Annotated in this window: 23 protein-coding genes and 1 tRNA gene; 12 read left to right on the forward strand and 12 right to left on the reverse strand. The window is 60.5% G+C overall.

The features are described from left to right. Positions 1-123 precede the first annotated feature (123 nt). From queC to queF, 4 genes are read left to right on the forward strand one after another with little or no spacing between them, the layout of a single operon-like run. The gene (gene queC / locus M3P88_RS05315; protein WP_249615004.1) at positions 124-816 is read left to right on the forward strand and encodes a 7-cyano-7-deazaguanine synthase QueC; all 693 of its coding nucleotides are present in this window, start codon (positions 124-126) and stop codon (positions 814-816) included. After that, entirely contained in the window at positions 816-1,799 is a 984-nt protein-coding gene (locus M3P88_RS16060) for a 6-carboxytetrahydropterin synthase (protein WP_249615005.1), read from the forward strand. The genes queC and M3P88_RS16060 overlap by 1 nt, the downstream gene beginning before the upstream one ends. After that, positions 1,787-2,413, forward strand: coding sequence for a 7-carboxy-7-deazaguanine synthase (gene queE / locus M3P88_RS05325; protein WP_249615006.1), 627 nt, complete (start codon positions 1,787-1,789; stop codon positions 2,411-2,413). The genes M3P88_RS16060 and queE overlap by 13 nt, the downstream gene beginning before the upstream one ends. A gap of 46 nt (positions 2,414-2,459) precedes the next feature. Next, complete coding sequence (gene queF, locus M3P88_RS05330; RefSeq protein ID WP_249615007.1) at positions 2,460-2,894, forward strand: preQ(1) synthase; 435 nt, start codon at positions 2,460-2,462, stop codon at positions 2,892-2,894. Here queF and M3P88_RS05335 read toward each other — a convergent pair. The 4 genes from M3P88_RS05335 to M3P88_RS05350 all read right to left on the reverse strand — a co-directional run bounded on the left by M3P88_RS05335 (position 2,891) and on the right by M3P88_RS05350 (position 4,878). After that, positions 2,891-3,139 (reverse strand): hypothetical protein, encoded by a 249-nt coding sequence (locus M3P88_RS05335; protein ID WP_249615008.1) that lies wholly within the window; start codon positions 3,137-3,139, stop codon positions 2,891-2,893. The two genes, queF and M3P88_RS05335, sit on opposite strands and share 4 nt — an antisense overlap. Before the next feature lie 60 nt (positions 3,140-3,199). Beyond that, positions 3,200-3,658, reverse strand: a complete 459-nt coding sequence (locus tag M3P88_RS05340) for a methyltransferase family protein (protein WP_249615009.1) — start codon at positions 3,656-3,658, stop codon at positions 3,200-3,202. Between the two features lie 94 nt (positions 3,659-3,752). After that, positions 3,753-4,484: a peptidylprolyl isomerase gene (locus M3P88_RS05345; protein ID WP_124735868.1), complete on the reverse strand. Its 732-nt coding sequence runs from the start codon at positions 4,482-4,484 to the stop codon at positions 3,753-3,755. A 178-nt stretch (positions 4,485-4,662) separates the two neighbouring features. Continuing rightward, a complete protein-coding gene (locus M3P88_RS05350; protein WP_124735869.1) occupies positions 4,663-4,878 on the reverse strand; it encodes an alkylphosphonate utilization protein in 216 nt (71 codons plus the stop codon). A 237-nt stretch (positions 4,879-5,115) separates the two neighbouring features. On the opposite strand from M3P88_RS05350, the gene M3P88_RS05355 reads away from it, so the two are divergent. The 4 genes from M3P88_RS05355 to M3P88_RS05370 all read left to right on the forward strand — a co-directional run bounded on the left by M3P88_RS05355 (position 5,116) and on the right by M3P88_RS05370 (position 7,831). Further along, positions 5,116-5,751 (forward strand): hypothetical protein, encoded by a 636-nt coding sequence (locus M3P88_RS05355; RefSeq protein ID WP_249615010.1) that lies wholly within the window; start codon positions 5,116-5,118, stop codon positions 5,749-5,751. Next, the gene (gene arfB, locus M3P88_RS05360) at positions 5,751-6,155 is read left to right on the forward strand and encodes an alternative ribosome rescue aminoacyl-tRNA hydrolase ArfB (RefSeq protein ID WP_249615011.1); all 405 of its coding nucleotides are present in this window, start codon (positions 5,751-5,753) and stop codon (positions 6,153-6,155) included. The genes M3P88_RS05355 and arfB overlap by 1 nt, the downstream gene beginning before the upstream one ends. 104 nt (positions 6,156-6,259) lie before the next feature. Continuing rightward, complete coding sequence (gene rarD, locus M3P88_RS05365) at positions 6,260-7,180, forward strand: EamA family transporter RarD (protein WP_249615012.1); 921 nt, start codon at positions 6,260-6,262, stop codon at positions 7,178-7,180. Between the two features lie 24 nt (positions 7,181-7,204). After that, entirely contained in the window at positions 7,205-7,831 is a 627-nt protein-coding gene (locus M3P88_RS05370; protein WP_249615013.1) for a phosphoribosyltransferase, read from the forward strand. Here M3P88_RS05370 and M3P88_RS05375 read toward each other — a convergent pair. From M3P88_RS05375 to M3P88_RS05395, 5 genes are all read right to left on the reverse strand, one after another. Next, positions 7,828-8,793 carry a DUF533 domain-containing protein gene (locus tag M3P88_RS05375; protein WP_249615014.1) on the reverse strand — a complete coding sequence of 322 codons (966 nt, stop codon included), beginning with the start codon at positions 8,791-8,793 and terminating at the stop codon, positions 7,828-7,830. The two genes, M3P88_RS05370 and M3P88_RS05375, sit on opposite strands and share 4 nt — an antisense overlap. Before the next feature lie 74 nt (positions 8,794-8,867). Then, positions 8,868-9,149 carry a hypothetical protein gene (locus M3P88_RS05380; RefSeq protein ID WP_249615015.1) on the reverse strand — a complete coding sequence of 94 codons (282 nt, stop codon included), beginning with the start codon at positions 9,147-9,149 and terminating at the stop codon, positions 8,868-8,870. Between the two features lie 263 nt (positions 9,150-9,412). Then, the gene (locus M3P88_RS05385) at positions 9,413-11,191 is read right to left on the reverse strand and encodes an ABC transporter transmembrane domain-containing protein (RefSeq protein WP_249615016.1); all 1,779 of its coding nucleotides are present in this window, start codon (positions 11,189-11,191) and stop codon (positions 9,413-9,415) included. 99 nt (positions 11,192-11,290) lie between these two features. Then, positions 11,291-11,375, reverse strand: a tRNA-Tyr gene (locus M3P88_RS05390). 79 nt (positions 11,376-11,454) lie between these two features. Beyond that, the gene (locus M3P88_RS05395) at positions 11,455-11,769 is read right to left on the reverse strand and encodes a hypothetical protein (RefSeq protein ID WP_249615017.1); all 315 of its coding nucleotides are present in this window, start codon (positions 11,767-11,769) and stop codon (positions 11,455-11,457) included. Between the two features lie 206 nt (positions 11,770-11,975). Here M3P88_RS05395 and M3P88_RS05400 point away from each other — a divergent pair, with 206 nt between their 5' ends. Further along, positions 11,976-12,371 carry a hypothetical protein gene (locus M3P88_RS05400; protein ID WP_249615018.1) on the forward strand — a complete coding sequence of 132 codons (396 nt, stop codon included), beginning with the start codon at positions 11,976-11,978 and terminating at the stop codon, positions 12,369-12,371. 20 nt (positions 12,372-12,391) lie between these two features. On the opposite strand, the gene M3P88_RS05405 is transcribed toward M3P88_RS05400, so the two are convergent. Next, positions 12,392-13,645 (reverse strand): Hsp70 family protein, encoded by a 1,254-nt coding sequence (locus M3P88_RS05405; protein WP_249615019.1) that lies wholly within the window; start codon positions 13,643-13,645, stop codon positions 12,392-12,394. 208 nt (positions 13,646-13,853) lie between these two features. Here M3P88_RS05405 and M3P88_RS05410 point away from each other — a divergent pair, with 208 nt between their 5' ends. Next, positions 13,854-14,390, forward strand: a complete 537-nt coding sequence (locus M3P88_RS05410) for a Dps family protein (protein WP_249615020.1) — start codon at positions 13,854-13,856, stop codon at positions 14,388-14,390. A 107-nt stretch (positions 14,391-14,497) separates the two neighbouring features. Here the strand turns inward: M3P88_RS05410 and M3P88_RS05415 are convergent, their stop codons facing one another. Then, positions 14,498-14,995 (reverse strand): hypothetical protein, encoded by a 498-nt coding sequence (locus tag M3P88_RS05415; RefSeq protein WP_249615021.1) that lies wholly within the window; start codon positions 14,993-14,995, stop codon positions 14,498-14,500. A gap of 88 nt (positions 14,996-15,083) precedes the next feature. Between M3P88_RS05415 and sbcD the strand changes: the two genes are divergently transcribed. Then, entirely contained in the window at positions 15,084-16,304 is a 1,221-nt protein-coding gene (sbcD, locus tag M3P88_RS05420; protein ID WP_249615022.1) for an exonuclease subunit SbcD, read from the forward strand. After that, entirely contained in the window at positions 16,301-19,717 is a 3,417-nt protein-coding gene (locus M3P88_RS05425) for an AAA family ATPase (RefSeq protein WP_249615023.1), read from the forward strand. The genes sbcD and M3P88_RS05425 overlap by 4 nt, the downstream gene beginning before the upstream one ends. A gap of 140 nt (positions 19,718-19,857) precedes the next feature. Here the strand turns inward: M3P88_RS05425 and M3P88_RS05430 are convergent, their stop codons facing one another. Then, on the reverse strand, positions 19,858-20,100 hold the full coding sequence (locus M3P88_RS05430; RefSeq protein WP_249615024.1) for a hypothetical protein: 243 nt from the start codon (positions 20,098-20,100) through the stop codon (positions 19,858-19,860). Positions 20,101-20,148: the final 48 nt, after the last annotated feature.

A 20,148-nucleotide genomic window follows, 5' to 3' on the forward strand; every position in this document is an offset into this window, starting at 1 on the left:
CTGGCTTTGCCCGTGCAGCACTTTGTGCTTGGCAGCCGCCGCCGCTTGCCTTTAGAATGCGCCCCGCGCCGCGAGACCGAGCGGCTGCCTTCCGATTCACTTCGACTGTTCTCGAAGGACAATATGAGCCATACCCCGCTGGACCCCGACCGCGCCCTTGTTGTGCTGTCCGGAGGTCAAGACTCGACCACCTGTTTATACTGGGCCATGTCGCGCTTTGCCCGCGTCGATGCCGTCACCTTTGATTACGGCCAGCGCCACCGTGTCGAGCTGGATGCTGCCCGTACCATTGCGGCGCAAGCTGGCGTGACCCACCATATCCTGCCTATCGATACTTTTGCCGCCATGGGCGGCAATGCGCTGACCGATGACGCTATCGCGCCCGAAGACGGCGTGCGCAGCGACGGCGCCTTGCCCAACACCTTTGTGCCCGGACGCAACCTCATTTTTCTGACCTTTGCCGCCGCCCATGCCTGGCAGCGCGGTATTGCGCATGTGGTCACCGGTGTGGCACAAACCGACTATTCGGGCTATCCCGATTGCCGCGAAAATACGCTTAAGGCGCTGGAACTGGCCATCAATCTGGGGATGGATAGCCGCATCACCCTGCATGCGCCACTGATGTTTATGAGTAAGGCACAAACCGTACGGCTGGCCGAAGAGGTCGGTGCACTGGATGCGCTGGCTTACAGCCATACCTGTTATCAGGGCGCCGTGCCGCCATGCGGCGAGTGTGCGTCCTGCCTGTTGCGTGCCAAGGGTTTTGCCGAGGCTGGTGTGGCTGATCCGCTTGTTGTGCGCGTGGGAAGCTGCTGATGCGCACACTCCATATTGCCAAGGCCGGCTTCGAGGCGGCGCGCAGCCTGTCCGCCATGACCCATGGCCACAGTTTTTCCGTCACCGCCAAGGCCGATCTGCCTTTGGCCGATTTGCGTGCGCGCCTTGGCACCCTCTGTGCAGCGCTCAACTACAGCGACCTGAATACCCGCTTTGCCTGCCCTGACGACTTGACCCTGATCCGTCACTTAGCCTGCGAGCTGGCCGTGCCTGCCGCCTTGTCGCTGCGCAGTGCGCCGGATCGCGGGGTGGAGCTGAATGCCGAGGGTCAGGCGCAAGTTTGGCTGAAAACCGGTTTTGAAGCGGCACACTGGTTGCCGCATGTGCCGGAAGGGCACCAGTGCGGGCGGCTGCATGGCCATGGCTTTGGCGTGCGCCTGCTGGCCGATGCCAATCAGGCGGATGTCGCGGCGCTGGAAAAAGCATGGCAGCCGCTGCACGCCTTGCTGCAGCACGGCACTTTGAACCGGATTGCCGGTCTGGAAAACCCGACCAGCGAAGTGCTTGCATGCTGGCTGTTTGCTGCACTGTCGACGTGCTTGCCGGGGATGGTGGCGGTGGAGGTGTTTGAAACGGCCACTGCCGGCAGCCGTTTTGATGACCAGGGTTTGCGTATCTGGAAAGAGCAGCGTTTCGAGGCGGCAGTACCGTTTGATGAGTCCGGTCGTTATACCGGCCACAGTTTTCTGGTGCGATTGCATCTGGCCGGTGTGATTGATCCGGCGCAAGGCTGGGTGCGCGACTTTGGCGAGGTGAAGGCTTTGTTCAAACCGTGGTATGCGGCGCTGGATCATCATGCGCTGGACCGCCTGCCCGGCATTGCGTCAACCGATTGCGCCGGCATTGCCCGCTATCTGGCCGAACGCTTTGCACTGGATGAGCTGGTGCGCATCGATATTCTGGAAAACGCGCATGAAGGTGCGCTGTTGTGGCTGGACAAGGCGGGCGCATGTACACGGTAAAAGAGCTGTTTTATACGCTGCAAGGTGAAGGCGTACACGCAGGGCGCGCCGCCGTGTTTTGCCGTTTTAGCGGCTGCAATCTGTGGAGCGGGCGCGAAGCCGACCGCGCGCGTGCAATATGCCGCTTTTGCGATACCGATTTTGTCGGCGTGGGGCCGGATGGCGGGCGTTTTGCTCAGGCCGGCGAGCTGGCCGAACGCATTGAAGAGTGCTGGCAAGGGCAGGATGGCCAGCCTTATGTGGTGTTTACCGGCGGCGAGCCCCTGCTGCAACTGGATGCACCACTTATCGAGGCCCTGCATGGGCGCGGCTTTGAAATCGGAGTGGAAACCAATGGCACCTTGCAAGCTCCGGCCGGCATAGACTGGCTATGCGTCAGCCCCAAGGCCGGTGCCGATTGGGTGCAGCGTAGCGGGGATGAAATCAAGCTGGTGTATCCGCAGCCGGATTTGCTGCCCGAGCAGATAGACTGCAGCGGCTTTAGCCATGCCTGGCTGCAACCGATGGATAATCCGGCACGCGCTGCCAATACCGCCGCGGCCATTGCCTACTGCATGGCGGAGCCGCGCTGGCGCCTTTCCCTGCAAGGCCACAAGCTGGTCGGCATCCGCTGATGGGCGCTATCCCTATTTTTTACATGATCGAATCAGGAGTCAAAGCATGGATCTGCATGCCGATTTGCAAGCGCTGGGCAATAAAAAAACCGATTACCGTTACGACGAGCCGGATGCGAGCTTGCTGGAGCGTTTTCCCAATCCTTATGCCCAGTCAGCCATCAACCCTAATGCGGTGACCGGCAGCCTGAATATGACTTGCCCCGAATTCACCAGTCTGTGTCCGGTGACCGGTCAGCCCGATTTCGCCACCATTGTGATCGATATGGTGCCGGGGGAATGGTGTGTGGAATCCAAGTCGCTCAAGCTGTATCTGGGCTCGTTCCGCATGCATGGCGAGTTTCACGAAGCCTGCATCTGCCGCATCTGCAACGACCTCGTCAATCTGCTGCAGCCGCGCCATATTGTGGTTGAAGGGCGTTTCACCCCGCGTGGCGGTATTCCGCTATGGCCCAAGGCCGAGTGGAAGAGCCCGGCTTAAGGCTTGAGCATGGCGCTGGTGACGGTAAAGTCGTTGCCATGGCGGCGTACCAGTCTGGCCAGTAGCGGCGCCAGCGCCGGCCAGTTTTCGCTCAGGCAGGCCGGCAGGTCGGGGATGTTGTCTACACCCAGATAATCGGCCAGTGCGACCGGCTCGATATGGAAGTAGGCGGGGTAGCCGTCAAGGCGGGTATTGACCAGCAGCATCTGGCTACGGTCTATGCGGCAGGCAAGCAGGGTCAGCAAGGGCGATTCTCCGGAAAAAGGGCTGCAGTCTGCCTGCGCCAGGCGGCGCAGGCAAGTGCTTCATAGCCAGCGCCGCGTGCGCCGGCAGTAGTCGTGGTAGGCGACACCGAAATGCCGGCTAAGCGCACGCTCTTCCGGCTGGATCTGGAAGCGGTTCATATACAGCACAAACACCGGCAGCAGGATAAGCGTCAGCGCATTGCCCAGATAAAACGCCCAGGCGCCCAAGAGCAATAGATCGCCCAGATACATGGGGTTGCGGCTTAGCCGGTAGATGCCGCTGCAAACCAGTGTCGAGGCGCCAGCGGGTTTACGCGGGTCTACACTGGTGCGTGCGCGGATAAAGGCGGCAACACCGAGCAGCAGCAACAGGCTGCCGGACAGGGTGAGCGCGGCTACCGGATACATGCCGGCCTCTATCCCATGAATGTCGGGTGTGGCGCGTGCCAATAGCCACATCAGCCCCGCCAAAAGCAAGAAGAGCAGTGGTGGTGGGATTTTAAGCTCGAGTCTATCCATATTGCAGGCCCTCGGGCGGGAATGGGCAGGGCGTTTGCCCCAGACCAAAAAAACCGGGCCAGGCCCGGTTGTCGTGTGTGCTTGCGTGCGAGCCTTACAGGCCTGGCATGGCAAAGCCTTCGATCTTGGCATTGCCGACCAGCTTGGCCAGGTACTCGTGCATTACTTTGCGGCCGGCCATTTCGTTCAGGTACTGCTGCAGCTGCTCTTTCACTTCTTCAAAGCTGACCTTGCCGCCGGTTTGGCGCTCGTTCACCTGAATGATGTGGTGGCCGAACTGGGTCGCAACCAGTTCCGGTGCGATCTGGCCGGCTTCGGTGTTGAAAACAACCTGTTCGAACTCCGGCACCATCTGGCCGCGGCCGAACTGGCCGAGGCTGCCGCCTTGCTGGCCGGACGGGCAGCTGGAGTGCTCGCGTGCCAGATCGGCAAAGCGTTCAGGATGGGCGATGAGGTCGGCCAATACGCCTTCGGCTTTGGCGCGGGTCAGGCTGTTGGCCAGCTCGTCGCCAGCCAGCGGGAACAGGATGTGGCTGGCAACCGCACTTTCGCCCTGCTGGAAGCGCTCAGGGTAGGTGTTGTAGAACTCGAGGCAGGCGGCTTCATCAACCGGGCTGAACTGCAAGGTCTTGTCGAGCAGGGCACCGATGGCTTCGCCATCATTGGCGGTGTCGATACCGTTTTCACGGGCTTCTTGCAGCAGCAATTCGTGCAGAATCAGTTGCTGGACGGCCGCATCGCGCGGGCTTGGCGTATCGGCGTGGTTTTCCTGCTCGGCCTGGATCATAGCTTCGGTAATTTCAACGCCGTTTACGGTGATAGCCATCAGAGGCTCCTGTTCTAGTCTTGAGGGTGGCGCAGCCATCGTGCTTGCTGCGGATTATTTTCGATAATGGGGTCGTTTTTGCAGATCTCAATACATGTGTCTTGCAAATCATGTGCTTCTTTTACAGGCAGACAAAAAGCGCGCACTTGGCGCGCTTTTTGTCTGCCTGTAGCCTGAATCAGGCTTTTTTCAGGAAGCAGGTCTTGAGCATCAGGCCTTTGATCTTGTCGTTGCGGCATTCGACATGTTCATTATCGTCTTCGTCAACGCGGATATTTTTGAATACGGTGCCGCGCTTGATTACAGTCGAGGAGCCCTTGACCTTGAGGTCCTTGATGACCGATACGGTGTCGCCGCTGGCAAGCAAAGTGCCGTTGCTGTCTCTTACGTCCATGATGTGATGTCCTTGGTCAATCCAATTTTTAGTCGGTCATTATAGCCATTTAGCCGATGTTCACCAAGTAGGCCTTACTAATGGTTATAAATGGCAGCGATTTTTGCTGCCTGGCGAACGTTGTCAGTGTAGACAGGCATGGCGGGATTGGTGGCGCAGAAGCGGTTCGCCCCGCCTGCTGTTTGCCGGTATCATGCGTGCTTTCGCCGGCAACGGCAGGCAGGTTTGGGGAACAGGATGAGTCAGGAACAAAGTACGGCTAATGAGGCGTGGCGCAAAATCAAGGCGCTGGAACACCTGCTGGCAGAGGCGCTGCCGCAGGCCATCGCCGGCGCCAAGCTGGGCAAGCCGGGCAAGATGTTGAGCGAAGTGCAGAAAACGGCGGGCGAGCGTAGCGCGCTGGCTTTGAGTTTTCCGATTTTGCAGCGCGAAAACCGCAAGGATGTCGAGGTGGCGTGGATCAATATACAGATCAGCCTGTCCGGCAACGGTGTGCCGCACGCCGCTGCAGGCCATGCGCCCTTGGGTGCCGTCATGCATGTGGCACACTGGGCTTGCGAATTCAGCTTTGATTACGACGCCTATATCGGCTTTCCGGCCGATGGCTGGCAGCCGTGGCGTAACCAGCAAGGGCGCTTGCTGAGCTGGGACGAGTCCGAGTCGCCTTTTGGCGATGAATGGCTGTACTCGTTGCAGCTGGATGCGCTCGAGGGTGAAGCCGGCTTATTGCCATGCGTGGTAGCGCCGGCCATCGCCCTGCTGCAGGGCAAGGCGCTGGATGAGGCCTTGCCGGCTACTTTGCCCGGTTTGTTGCGTTATCAGAATGTTGAGCTGGCTGATGGCGCACGCGACTTGCGTATCGCGCTCGCGTGATGCCACGCTATCTGCTGCTGGAAACCGAGGTCGAGTTTTCGGCCATGCGTGCGCAAGGCGCGGGCGGGCAGAACGTCAACAAGGTTTCCAGTGCGGTACAGCTGCGTTTTGATGTGATGGCTTCCAGCCTGCCTGAAGGCATCAAGCAGCGCCTGCTGGCGCGGGCCGACTCGCGTTTGAGCCGCGAAGGCGTCTTGGTGATCAAGGCACAGCAGCATCGCAGCCAGCCGCTGAACCGCGCCGATGCGCTGGCGCGCCTGCAGGCGCTGATCGATGAAGCGGCCCATGTACCCAAGCAGCGTCATGCGACGCGGCCGACGCTGGGTTCGCGCAAGCGGCGTCTGGAAGGCAAGGCCAAGCGCGGGGTCGTCAAGGCGCTGCGCGGCAAGGTCGCCGGCGAGTGAGTTCTGTAGTGTCCGGCATGGCGTGCATGGTGCGCTGTTTGCCGTTTTTTTTGCGATAGCCGCGCCTGACGGGCTGGCGGTGTTTGTTTTTTCAGAGTTCCCCCATGAATACTCCTATTGGCCTGTCCGGTGCCGGCGTTGTTTTATCGGTGCTGGCCTCGCTGCTGTTTGCCGTGTTGTCCGGCTATACCACCTTGCTGTCGCCCTTGTCCGGCGAGGCGGTTTTTGCCTGGCGTGTGCTCTGGACTTTGCCGGGTGCCTTTTTGTTACTACTTTTGCGCCGGCAATGGCCGGCGTTTTGCCTGTTATTGCAGCGCTTGCGCAACGAGCCGCGCCTCGCGCTGGCCATGCCCTTGCTGGCTGGCTTGTTTGGCGTGCAGCAGTGGCTGTTTATGTGGGCACCTATCAATGGCGAGGCCATGTCGGTGGCGATGGGCTATTTTTTGCTGCCGCTGACCATGGTGCTATTCGGGCGCTGGCTGTATGGCGAGCATTTGTACCGTATGCAGTGGCTGGCGGTGGGTTTTGCCCTGCTTGGCGTGTTGCATGAACTGTGGCTGACCCGTGCCATTGCCTGGCCCACCTTGCTGGTGGCGCTGGGTTACCCGCCTTATTTCGTGTTGCGGCGCTGGGCACGGCTGGAGGCATTGACCGGTTTTGCGCTGGAGATGACGGTCCTGTTTCCGGTCGCTATCCTGATGTTGTGTTATCTGGGGCCGGCCAGTTACGGTGTGCTGGGCGAGGCGCGCTTCTGGCTGCTCTTGCCGGGCCTGGGCTTGATCAGCACCGTTGCCTTGTTGTGTTATCTGGCATCCAGCCGCCTGCTGCCTCTGGGGATGATGGGCTTGCTGGGTTATGTGGAGCCGGTATTGCTGTTTTTGCTGGCTATTACCTTGCTGGGTGAGCCTTTGAGTGCCAGCCGCCTGCTCACTTACGGGCCGATCTGGCTGGCCGTCGCTTTGACGGGCCTGAATATTGCAATCCGCCAGTTCGGCGTGCGATTGCCGTGGCGGGGGCGCAGATAAGCAAGAGCACGAGGGGGTGAGTGTATGCGCTTTGATGACAGACTGGATGCCGCGCGGCATCTGGCGCAGGCCTTGCGGGCTTACCGTGGTCAGCATCCGCTTATACTGGCCATTCCGCGCGGCGCGGTGCCAATGGGGCGCGAGCTGGCCGACTTGCTGCAAGGCGATCTGGATGTGGTGCTGGTGCGCAAGCTGCATGCACCGGGGGATGCCGAGTTTGCCATCGGTGCGCTAAGCGAAACAGGGCAGGTGGTATTGATGCCCTGGGCTGAGAAAGCGGGCGCCGATACGCACTGGATCGCGCAGCAGCGCGAACTGGAGTCGGCCAAGATACGGGCGCGGCGGGTGCGTTATACGCCGCTGCGCCCATCTTTGCCGGTTGCGGGGCGCACCGTGATTGTGGTCGACGATGGCTTGGCGACCGGAGCGACCATGCTGGCGGCGCTGGATGCGCTGCGCTTGCAGCGCCCGGCACGGCTGGTGTGCGCCGTGCCGGTGGCCTCGCCGGATGCTTGCACGCGGGTGCGTGCGCATTGCGACGAGCTGGTGTGTTTGAGCGCGCCCGCCCAGTTTGCCTCGGTCGGCCAGTTTTACCGCGACTTCACCCAAGTGGAGGACGCCGAGGTCGAGCGCGTTCTGGCCGCCTCTTAGCGCCCCTTCACCAAGTTCATGATTTCGGCTGCATTCAGCGTGCCGGCGCGTTGGCGGATTTGCGGCAGATACTGGCTTTGCATCTCTTTGGCCGGGCCTAGCATGCCCTGAAAACTCTGCTGCAGTAGCGCCGTACTCATCTGGCGGCCACCCGCGTAATAGCGCTTGGCGATCTGGCCTAGTGCATAGGTGCTGGCAAAGGAAAATGCCATGCCGGTGCCGCTGTCTCCCAGTGTTTTCCCCCATTTTCCCGCCGCTTTGCCAAATAGCCCGCCTATCAGCTTGCGCCCGAATTGTTCCAGATATTGCGACGTCAATCCGATGCCGACGGTGGAGAGAAATTCACGGATATGGCCCTGATCCAACTCGTAGCCATAGCGTTTGCCTATGCCGTACACCATCTTGATCTGTAACGGAATAATGGCGACCGAGGCCCAGGATTGCGGCAGCAATTCCAGTGCGCCATTGAGAATGGCGTAGTTGAGGATGGAGCGATCAAGCTCGGCTTCGTCTTGTACAGGAGGGCTGGTCGGCGGCACGGCTTGCTGCTTTGCCGTGGCTGCGGTTGCCGGTGCCGCATATTGGCCGGCATCGGCCATGGCGTCGGCCTCTTGCTGGAAGGCAAGGCTGTCAGCATCCGCTAGCTGCAGGCGGGTTTTCAAGTCGGCCAGAAAGGCACGTTCGGCCTCGCTGGTGCGCCCGTCGGCATCACAAACGCACACCGCCATTTCGAAGGCAAACTGGCGTGCCGCCTGATCGCCCAGGTTGGAGCAGGCCTGCGCGAGTGTCATCCGCTTGAATAACACGTCCTGATACAGGCGGGTAAGATCCATGCCCGAGCCTTGTCCCAGGGATTCGGCCAGTGCGCGTATATGTTCGCGCTCGCGTTCGTCGTTATTGCCATCGGCAAAGGCGGCGAGCAGGGCGATGCTGAGGATGGCTTGCTGTTGTTCGCTATTCATGGGGTGTCCGGCTGGATAAATTGATATCGCTTTGGCAAGTGAATACGGTAGCAGTTCCCGTTTTGCCTAATTGTTTAGCCTTGCGTGCGGCCATGCCAAGCCCAGAAGTCTTTGACCCTATGCTGCATAAAGTCTTGAGCGGCGCTGAAGTCGGCGCTATCGGCCTCGTCGGTGATGCGGTAGACCTCGGGCGTTTGATTGCCGTTTTCAACTTCCAGCGTAATGCCGGACATTTCGGCCTGTTCGGCCAGATAGCTCAGATAGGCATTGATGGCCTGAACAAACTCGTCGCCGCGTGCTTGCCCGTCCAGCAGGGATTTAACGAAATTGTGGCCGTTGATAATGATTTTGCTCATGGCTTACTCCCGTTGTGGCATGCTTTTTTGCAGTGCCGGATGCCCTGATGCTAGCAGCCGGAAGATGTGTTGCGCTGATGGATTCAGGGGAGGGAAAAACCTGTGTCAGGGCTTGACCGGTCGGCTTGAATCTGCCTGTTAAACTTGTTGTGCAAATTTTAATCGACACTTGCGGGGGTGTTGATTTATATGGATTTTCTTCTGGCGTTGCCCTGCTATAAGGCTGCTTTTCCACAGAATCTGTGGAAAATTCTGCGCACGGTTTAGCGGTGTCCGACTGCCTGTGCACCGAATTGCAGGGCGGCCAGTCGCGCATACAGGGGCGAGCTTTGCAGCAAGGTTTGATGCGTGCCTTCGGCGATGATGCGCCCCTGATCCATCACCAGAATGCGGTCGGCCTGACGCACGGTAGCCAGGCGGTGGGCGATGACCAGCGTGGTGCGCTTGGCGGCAGCGCGTTCCAGCGCCTGCTGCACCAGTTGTTCGGACTCGGCATCCAGTGCGCTGGTGGCTTCATCCAGTAACAGAATGGGCGGGTTTTTCAGAATGGCGCGCGCGATGGCGATGCGCTGGCGCTGGCCGCCGGACAGGCGTACGCCGCGTTCGCCCAGATGGCTGGCGTAGCCTTGCGGCAGGCGCTGGATAAACTCGTCTGCCGCCGCTTCGCGCGCGGCGGCAAAGACTTCTTCATCGCTGGCTTCGGGTTTGCCATAGCGTATATTTTCCAGCGCGCTCGCGGCAAAAATCACCGTGTCCTGCAAGACCACGCCCAAGTGCTGGCGCAAGTCATGCAGGGCCAAGGCGCGCAAGTTGACGCCTTGCAGCTTGATCTGGCCTTGGTCCGGGTCGTAAAAGCGCAGCAATAACTGGAATAGGGTGGTTTTGCCGGCGCCGGAAGGGCCAACCAGTGCGACGCGTTCGCCCGGATGGATGTGCAGGTTGAGCTGGTGAAGCGCGGGTGTGTCCGGGCGGGACGGATAGGCGAAACTGACGTTTTCCAGTCGCAGGCCGTCGCCTGTTGCCGCGAGCGCTTGCGGCTGCCCGGGTGTCTGCACCGTGCTATCCAGTGTCAGCAACTCCATCAGCCTTTCGGTGGCGCCGGCTGCACGCTGGATATCGCCCCACACTTCGGCAATCGCACCGACGGCCCCTGCGGTGACGACCGCATAGAGGACGAATTGTCCCAGCTCGCCCGGTGTCAGGCTGCCGTCTATCACCGCATGCGCCCCCAGCCACAGCACAAACACAATGGCACCAAAAACCAGCAGGATCACGACGGCAGTGAGTAGCGAGCGCGCGCGGATGCGTGCGAGGGCACTGTCGAAAGCGTGTTCCACTGCGCCCTCAAAGCGTTGTGCCTCGCGCGCCTGCTGATTGAAAGCCTGTACGGTCGGTATGGCGTTGAGGATTTCGCCGGCCATGGCGCTGGCGTCGGCGATGCGGTCCTGGCTTGCGCGCGAGAGTTGGCGCACGCGCCGGCCGAACAGCATGATGGGCAGGATGACGAATACCAGTGTGGCCAGAATATAGCCGGTGAGGCTGCTGCTGGTCACAAACAGCATGATAAGGCCGCCCGCCATCAAGAGCAGGTTGCGCAAGCCCATGGACAGGCTGGTGCCAATGACGGTCTGCACCAGTGTGGTGTCGGTGGTCAGGCGTGACAGCACTTCGCCGGTCTGTGTGGTCTCGAAGTAAGCCGGGCTCATCCGGATTACGTGGCGATAAATGGCGCTGCGCAAATCGCTGGTGACGCGCTCGCCCAGCCAGGAAACCAGATAAAAGCGCGCGGCCGTGGCGATGGCCAGAATGGCGGCAACCGCGAACAGGGCGATAAAAACCGAGTTGATATGCCCCGCGCTCGCCGCGCTAAAGCCGCGATCTATCATGTAGCGAAAAGCGACGGGCAGTGCCAGTGTCGCGCTGGCGGCAATAGTCAGCGCCAGCAGGGCGAGTACGGCATGCGGCCGGTAAGGACGCAAAAAGGGCAGTAGCGCCAATAGGGGGCTAATGCGAACGAGGGCAGTATTGGACGGCTTTGGCATCACGCTACTTTAACGGCGAACGCGTGGATGTGCTGTTAATTTGTAGCGGGGTGTGGTGAAACGGGTCAAGCGCAAGATGCCGTAGCGGCAGGGTGAAACTGGTGGGGGGAGAAGGATTCGAACCTTCGAAGGCTGAGCCGTCAGATTTACAGTCTGATCCCTTTGACCGCTCGGGAATCCCCCCACAAGAGGACGCGAATAATAAATGGATTTATATCAAACGTCAAGCGCCTGTCGGCGATTCATGCCGAAATGCGGTGTACTCAGCCCAGAGATGCAGGCAGGCGGCGAATATCGGCGACGCGGATGCGCTTGAGCTGCTCGACGGTAATCAGATGCAGCAGGATTTTGACTACTTTTTGCTGCTTGTTGCCGGTAATGGCGCGGTGCAGGCGGGCTTCCAGTTCTTTGGCGTCTTCGCGCTTGCTGACCGGCTCGGGTAGCAGCAGGCGGATGGCGTCGTCGTCAATGGCGCGTGCGCCCATCGGGCTGGCTGCGGCATCGTTCGAGGCAAGGAATATCATGTACTTTCCTTTTTGCGTCAGGGCTGCGCCCAGCAGTTTTACCGTTTGATCCATGGTGTGAGTCTTTCCAGTCGAATTTTGGAGCGCTAGGGTACACCGCCAGCGCCGTGCATGAAACCTTTAGTTTAGCGGGGGTTGATACCGTTTCCTGACGACAGAAATCGGGCGTGCCTGCTAAAACGAAACAGCTCCGCAGTTTTGGCACTCAGGCAAAAACCGGCAGGGGCGGCAAGTTGGCACCCGTGCAGGAGGTGGCTGCCATGAAAAAGCTGGTGTGGATCGTGTTTGTCAGTGCCTGGTGCCATGCCGAAGCTGCACCGCGCTGGGTCTTGCTGGGTGAAACAGCAAGCGGCAACCAGATTACCTTTGATCTGGAGACCTTCAGAAGTGGCGCGCTCCCCGAGCTGTGGCTGCAGGTCGATCAGGCCAGCTGCCCGCCCAAAGGCAGGCGCCAGGACTGTCTGTTGCAACAAAAAATCAAGGTCAACTGCAATAGCCAGGAGTTTGCCGTTATCCATACCCGGGTGCGCAATCATCAGGGTAGCCTGCGCCATGACAGCGGCTTGGTGGGGGCCAGGTTTGAGCCAGCTCCGCAAGGCTCGATCGCCGCATCCGTGGTGGCGCTGGCCTGTCATGTCGAGGGCTTGGCCGGTTAAACCCGCGCTTTTAGTCAGGCCTAGGCGAAGCGGCGGGCAGCATCCAGTGCCAAACCGCTGCCTATGCTGCCGTGCAGATCGCCTTCAACGGCTTTGGCTTGTGGCAACAGGGCGGCAATACGCTGTCTAAGCAGGGGTACGCCGCTGGCGCCGCCGGTGAAAAACACGGTGTCTACCGCATTGGGCGCGATCTGGGCTTGGGCGAGTACCTGCTTGACCGTGCTTTCTATGCTGTCGATCTGGCGGCTGATGGATTCGTCAAACTGGGTGCGGCTCAGGCTCAGGCTCAGGCCGCTTTCTATTTCATCCAGCTGCAAAAGCGCCTGCTCCTGACCGGAGAGCGCAATCTTGGCGTCTTCCACCTGCATGGCCAGCCAGTGGCCGGCACGCTTGGCAATCAGGGTAAACAGCCGGTCCAGCTTGTCCTGCTCCAGTGCTTCCGAATACACGCTTTGCAAGGACGAGAGCGCCTTGCGGGTATAGGCGAAGTTGATGGTGTGCCAGGTTGACAGGTTGAAGTAGGCGCTGGACGGCATGTCGGCCTGGCTTTTGAGCTTGCTGCGCAGGCCCAGTAGCGGCATGGCCGTGGCCAGACTGAGCTGTTTGTCGAAATCGGTGCCGCCGATATGGATGCCGCAATTGGCCAGAATGTCGTCTTGACGGTCCAGTTTCAAGGCCGACTGTGGCGACAGGCGGATCAGGGTGAAGTCAGAGGTGCCGCCGCCGATGTCCACCACCAGCACCAGTTCTTCATGGCTGATGCGGCTCTCGTAGTCGAAAGCGGCCGCAATCGGCTCGAACTGGAACTCGATATCGCTAAACCCGGCTTGGCGTGCAATCTGCGCCAGCGTGTCTTGCGCCAGCGCATCGGCGCGCGCATCGTCGTCGACAAAATACACCGGCCGGCCAAACACCGCCTGCTGCAGGGGGCGGCCGGCGGAGAGTTCGGCGCGCTGCTTGAGCTGGTCGATATACATCTGCAGCAAATCCATAAAGCGCAGCGTGCGGCCATGCACCTCGGTCTGGCCATCCATCAAGCTGGTGCCCAGCAAACTCTTGAGTGAGCGCATCAGCCGACCTTCGTAGCCCTCCAGATATTCGGCAATGCCGGCGCGCCCGACAGCGACCGAGTCTTCCTCGGTATTGAAAAACACCACCGAAGGCAGCGTTGTTTTGCCGTCTTCCAGCGCAAGCAAAGCGGGGACGCCGGGACGCTGCCAGCCGACGGTCGAGTTGGACGTGCCAAAATCCACGCCACAAGCATTGGTCATCATGAATACGTTTATATCGGAGCAAAATTCGAGGCGCGCGAGTATAGCCCAATTCAGCGTCAAGGTCTGGCAGCGGCAAACCATTCCCACAACTGCTATACCTGAAGACATGCATTTTATGCGATTAACCGCAAAGGATTGCATCTGGACTTGCTGTGCGGATCTTTAGATGCACATGGCGCGTGAAGACTTTTACGATGAGGGGTAAATAATGTCAGTAGCCAAGGAGCAGGGCGAGCGCGCACGAGTTGCGCCAATTTCCACACCAACCGATCTGGGTAGTGATGCGACGCGCGATATCAGCGCCGCGATGAACCTGATTCTGGCCGATGTTTTTGCTTTGTATCTGAAAACCAAGAATTTTCACTGGCATGTCAGTGGACCGCATTTTCGCGACTATCATCTGATGCTGGACGAGCAGGGCGATGAGCTATACGGCATGACCGATCCGATTGCCGAGCGTGTGCGCAAGGTCGGCGGGCGTACGATGACTTCTATCGGCCATATCGCACGTACCCAGCGCGTGCTGGATAATGATGCCGACTATGTGCAGCCGCTGGATATGTTGGCCGAACTGTGTGACGACAGCAAAAATCTGGCTGCCCGTTTGCGCGAAGCGCATAGCGTATGCGACACATACAACGATACGGCAACGGCTAGCCTGATTGAAAACTGGATAGATGCGACCGAGCGCCGTACCTGGTTCTTGTTTGAAGCCAGCCGCCGTGGTGACGGTACCGGCCACTAAACCGTTTACAGGTTTGGTCAAAAGCGATAGCGGATGGATGCCGCTATCGCTTTTTTATGGTCATCGCGCTTCCCCGGTTAGGCACGATGAAAATTTTTATTGTGTGCTCAAGGCGGCGGCAGCTGGTCCAGCAACAATAGTGCCGCACGTTGCCAGGCACCGGTGTGCTCTTCTTTATCCTCTACGGTTTGCTCCGCCTGCCAGGGTGCTTGTGTGCTGCCGCTTTTGCTTACGCTGAGTGTCAGCGTGCTGAGTGTGCGCTCTGCATAGCTGGTATAAGGGGCTTGCGGCCAGTCCCAGCCGGCCATGCCGCCCCATCCGCCGCCATAGCGGCCATAGCCCAAACCGATGCCGCTTTGCCATTGCGTTTGCGCTGCCAGTAGGGTGCGGGTGCTGGCGCGAAAACAGAATTGCCACTGCCCGCCTTGCGCAAGCGGCGTATAGCCGCGTAGCGACAGCAGCAATTCCAGCCGTGTCTTGGCGTCAAAGCCCAGTTGCGCCGGTGCCGGGCAGGACAAGGAAGCGGTCGCAGGCGCGGGTTGTGGCATGGCGCCGGCCTGTCCCCATAGCGGGATCAAACAGGGCAATAAGGCAAGGTATTTCATGGCGGGGCACTTTATCCGTTTGCTTGCCCTGCAGCATAGCGCTGATCCGGCCGTATAATCGATCCGACTATGAGCAAACGGGCGCTTCATGAAAATACTGCATACCTCGGACTGGCACTTGGGCCAGCATTTTATGGGCAAGACGCGTCAGGCTGAACATCAGGCGTTTCTCGCCTGGCTGCTGGAGCAGGTCAAGCTTTGTGCTGCCGATGTCGTGTTGGTCGCGGGAGATGTGTTTGATACCGGTGCGCCGCCTAGCTATGCGCGCGAGCTGTACAACGAATTCGTGGTTGGCTTGCATGCCAGTGGCGCTACGCTGGTGGTGCTGGGCGGCAATCACGACTCGGTGGCCACGCTGGGCGAGAGCCGCTCGCTATTGGCACATCTGTCCACGCAGGTGATTGCGGCCGTGCAGAACGAGGCGCAGCGGCAAGTGCTGGTGTTGAACGGGCGTGATGGCCAGCCCGGCGCTGTTTTGTGTGCCATCCCGTTTATCCGTGCGCGCGATGTGTTGCAAAGCCAGCCCGGGCAAAGCGCAGCGGATAAGCAGTTGTCTTTGCAGCAGGCGATACAGCAGCATTATCAGTCTGTGTATGCGCTGGCCGTGGCGCAGTGCCAGACGCTGGGGCTGGCGCTGCCTGTCATCGCCAGCGGCCATCTGACGACAGTGGGTGCCAGCGCCAGCGAGTCGGTGCGCGAAATCTATGTGGGCGCGCTGGAGGCGTTTCCGACCAGTGCTTTTCCGCCGGCCGATTATATTGCGCTAGGTCATATCCACCGTCCGCAAAAAGTGGGCGGTTTCGAGCATATCCGCTATTGCGGCTCGCCCATTCCTTTGGGTTTTGACGAGGCGCGCCAGCAAAAACAGGTGCTGCTGGTTGAGCTGGACGGCAAGGGTTTGCAGTCGGTGACGCCTTTGCTTGTGCCGTGTTTTCAGCCTTTGTGTACCGTTGCCGGTTCGCTGGAGGATTTGCCGCGCGAGATAGCCGCGGCCGCAGCGCAGGCTAAAGAAGGACAGACGGTGTGGCTGGAGGTTATTGTGCGTAGCGATGACTATCTGGCCGATTTGCATGGCCGCATCCAGAGCCTATGCGAAGGCTTGCCGGTGGAGGTGTTGCGTATCCGGCGCGAGCGTGGCCAAGCTGCCTTGGCATTGCAGCAGCAAGCGTGCGAGACGCTGGATGAACTCAGTCCGCTTGATGTGTTTGAGCGGCGTCTGGCGCAGGAAGAGTTGCCGGATGCGCTGAAAGCCAGCTTGCAGGCGCGCTATGCGCTGCTTTTGGATGAATTGGCGGGAGAGCACGCATGAAGATATTGTCCTTGCGCCTGAAAAACCTGAATTCGCTGAAGGGGGAATGGAAGGTCGACTTTAACGCCGCCCCCTTCAAGGGCAATAGCCTGTTTGCCATTACCGGCCCGACCGGTGCCGGCAAAACCACCTTGCTGGATGCGATCTGTCTGGCGCTGTATCACGAAACGCCGCGCCTCAAGACGCTGTCGGCCAGTGCTAACGAGCTGATGACGCGTCATACCGGCGATTGCCTGGCCGAGGTGGAGTTTGAAGTGCAGGGCGAGGCTTACCGCGCATTCTGGAGCCAGCGCCGCGCCCGCGACAAGGCCAGCGGTGCGCTACAGGCCCCCAAGGTCGAGCTTGCACGCGCCGACGGTACGATTTTGTCTACCCAAGTAGGGGATAAACTTAGGCAGATCGTGGCCATTACCGGGCTGGATTTTGCCCGCTTTACCCGCTCCATGCTGCTGGCGCAGGGCGGCTTTGCCGCTTTTCTTAATGCCAGTGCCAATGAGCGCGCCGAATTACTGGAGGAGCTGACTGGCAGCGAAATTTACGGGCGCATTTCCGAGCGCGTATTTGCGCATGCCCGCGATGCCCGGCTCGCTTTGGAGTTGTTAAGGCGCGACGCCGATGCCGCTGACTTGCTGGATCTGCAATCGCGTAGTGCGCTGCAAGCCGAGATCACGGCGCTGGCGCAGGAAGACACGGCGCTATCGGCTGAGGCGGCCAAGATAGAGATACAGCGCCAATGGCGCCTGCGTTTGAGTCAGGCCGAAGCGGAACACGCCCGCGCCATGCAGGGGATGGACGAGGCGGATGCACAGGCCAGGCTTGCTGCGCCGGCGCTGGAACGCCTGAGTCTGGGTGAGCCGGCCGAGGCGCTGCACCCGGCATATCTTGCGCTGACGCGGGCGCAAAGCAGTTGGCAGGTATTGGCTGACACGCAGGCGCAACTTGGCGAACAACAGCTAGCGGCGCATGACGCGTTCTTGCGCCGGCATGGTGAGGCCTGGGCCCTGGCCGAGGAAGAAACGGCAGCTGAGGAAACGGCGCTGACCGTGTTGGCGCAAGACAGACAGGCGCTGGAAGCGCAGATGGCCTCGAATGCCGTGCATGCGCAATTGGGCGAGCAAATTCCGCTGTGGCGCGGCCTGTTTGCCGAGGCGCAAAGGCTGGAGGGCGAGCACGCCGGCAAGCTCACCGAACTGCAGCACTTGCAGCAGCAAAGCGAGGCGGCTTGCGCGCAGCGCCAGCATCTGGCCGAAGGTCTTGTTCATGCCGAAGGGCACTATGCGCATGCCTTGGCGCAAGAGCAGGCCGCGACCTTGCCGCGTGAAAGTTTGGGGACGGATGCTGCGCACTGGCGCACGATCTGGCAAAACAGCCAGGCCGACGCACAGGCCGTCGTGCGTCTGGACGAAGAAGGGGCACGCTTGCGGGTGCAGGCGGACGAGCTTGCACGCTGGCAGGCACAGCAACCGCCGCTGGCCGATGAGGTGGCGGCACTGACTGAGCAGCGCGAGCGTTTACGCAGCCTGTTTAGCGCGCTTAGGGTTGAAGAAAAGGATAAGGCCAGGCTGATCGAGCTGGAGTTGCGCATCCAGAGCCTGGAAGTGCAGCGTGCCCATCTGCGCCCGGGAGAGGCTTGCCCCTTGTGCGGCGCATGCGAGCATCCGGCGTTAGAGGCTTACCGCCAGCTAGACCCTGCGCAGAGCGAGCAGGCATTGGCTGCGCTCAGGGCAAGGCTGGCCGAAGTGCAGTCCGAGGGAGAGACATTGGCAGCTGCGCTGGCGCGCAAAGAGGAGGAAGCGAAGCAACTGAAGCAGCGCTGTCTGGATGGGATGGACCAGTATCAGGCACAACGGGCCGCTTGGCAGGCTGCGGCCTTGGTGTATGCGCTGGCGGAGGACGCCTGGCGTGATGCGTCGCTACTTTCCGGTTTGCGCCAGAGCCTGGAAGATAAGCGGGACAGGGCGGCGGCCGGTCTGGCCGCTTTTGAGTCGGCCGATGGTGCATGGCAGACGGCACAGGCCGTGTGCGCAAAGGCACAAAAAAGTCTGGCGGATGTGCGCCATCAGTCGGCGCTGCTTGCACAGCACGAGGCGACGCTGGCGCAGGGTCTAAGCGAAAAGCAGCGTGCATTGGCGGCATTGCAGTTGGCGCAAGACAGGCACCATCAGGCGCTATGCCTCGCGCTGGCGCCTTTTGCCGATGCCTTGCCGCCAGAGCCTGACGCATGGCTGGCCGAACGCGCGGCCCAGTGGCAGAACTGGCAGCGCTCGGAGCATGCCGCCCGGCAACTGGAGCAGGATGTGCTGCGCGCACAGGCGCGGCTTTTGGCGGCTAGCCAGCTGCGGAATGGCTGGCAGCAAAAAGCCGGACAAGCGGGGCTGGATATCATGCCGAGCGCGCCTGTCGTGGACGACAGGGCTGCGGCTTTGACCCGCCTGCAGCAGGACACCGAAGCGCTGGCCAATACGCTGGCGCAACTGGAAGGGCGGCAGGCGCAGCTGGCGGCGGACTTGCGCGGGCGCGAGGGCGAGCTGGATGCGGCACAGCGTGTCTGGCTGGACGCACTGGCGGGCAGCGCATTTGCCGACGACGCGGCTTTTCTGGCCGCGCTTTTACCCGAAGCTGAGCGTTTGCGCTTACAGGGCCTGCGTGAAAGCCTTGTGCAGGCGCGGGGGCAGGCGCTGACCCTGCTAAAAGCCGCGCAGGCGGCGCTTCTGGACTTGCGTGCGACGCCGTTGACCGAATTGCCGGCAGCCGAACTTGCCGCACAACTCACGGCGCTGGACGCCAAGCGCCAGGCGTTGGCAAAAGAACAGGGGGCACGGGCCGGGCGTCTGGCAGAAGACGATGCGCGCAAGGCGAAGCAGCAGCTGTTGTTGGGGCAGATTGCAGCGCAGGCGGCCGATGTCGAACTATGGCAGCGTCTGGACGGGCTGATAGGCTCGGCCAAGGGCGACAAATTCCGCAAGTTTGCCCAGGGCTTGACGCTGGATCACCTGATTTATCTGGCCAATCGCCAGTTGCAGACGCTGCATGGCCGTTATGTGTTGCAGCGCCGGGATACGGGTGAACTGGAGCTGGAAATTGTCGACGCCTGGCAAGGCGATGTGGCGCGCGATACGCGCACCCTGTCCGGTGGCGAGAGTTTTCTGGTGAGCCTCGCGCTGGCGCTGGCCTTGTCCGATCTGGTCAGTCACAAAACCTCGATCGACTCCCTGTTTCTGGATGAGGGTTTCGGCACGCTGGACGCCGAGACGCTGGAGTTGGCGCTGGATGCGCTGGATGGCCTGAATGCATCGGGCAAGATGATAGGCGTGATCAGCCATGTGGAGGCAATGAAGGAGCGCATTCCGTTGCAGATACGGGTGGGCAAGGCCAGCGGTATCGGCTTTTCCACCTTGCAAATTGTGTCTTAGAACCTGTTCACGATCTGCTGCGCATCGGCGATACGGCGTTAAAAACAGCATTCGAAATGCTCATGTACCACCTGTACATTTCGCTTTCTCAGCCGTTTTCGCCTTGTTTTGCCCTCGCTCGCGAGGTCGTGAACACGCTCTTAAAGCGGGCGCAGCTTGCCGTCTACGCAAATGAGCGCGTCCAGACGGATCTGGCTGCCATCGTCCAGTACGATAAACTCCTGCGCATCCCGGGTGATGATGTCGCGGATAATGCTGTGGCAATGGCTTTGCGTGCCATCGGCGGCGAGGTAGCTTATATGGCAGGGTTTGCGCTGTAGTGCCAGCCATTCCAGCTCGCTGTGATAGTCGCAACTGATCGGGGTGTAAGGCGGTTTGGGCATGGTTTTGCCTGCGGATAAAAACTGCCGGGCGTCTGGGTGACGGCCGGC

Source organism: Craterilacuibacter sp. RT1T, assembly GCF_023502145.1.
GTDB lineage: Bacteria > Pseudomonadota > Gammaproteobacteria > Burkholderiales > Chromobacteriaceae > Craterilacuibacter.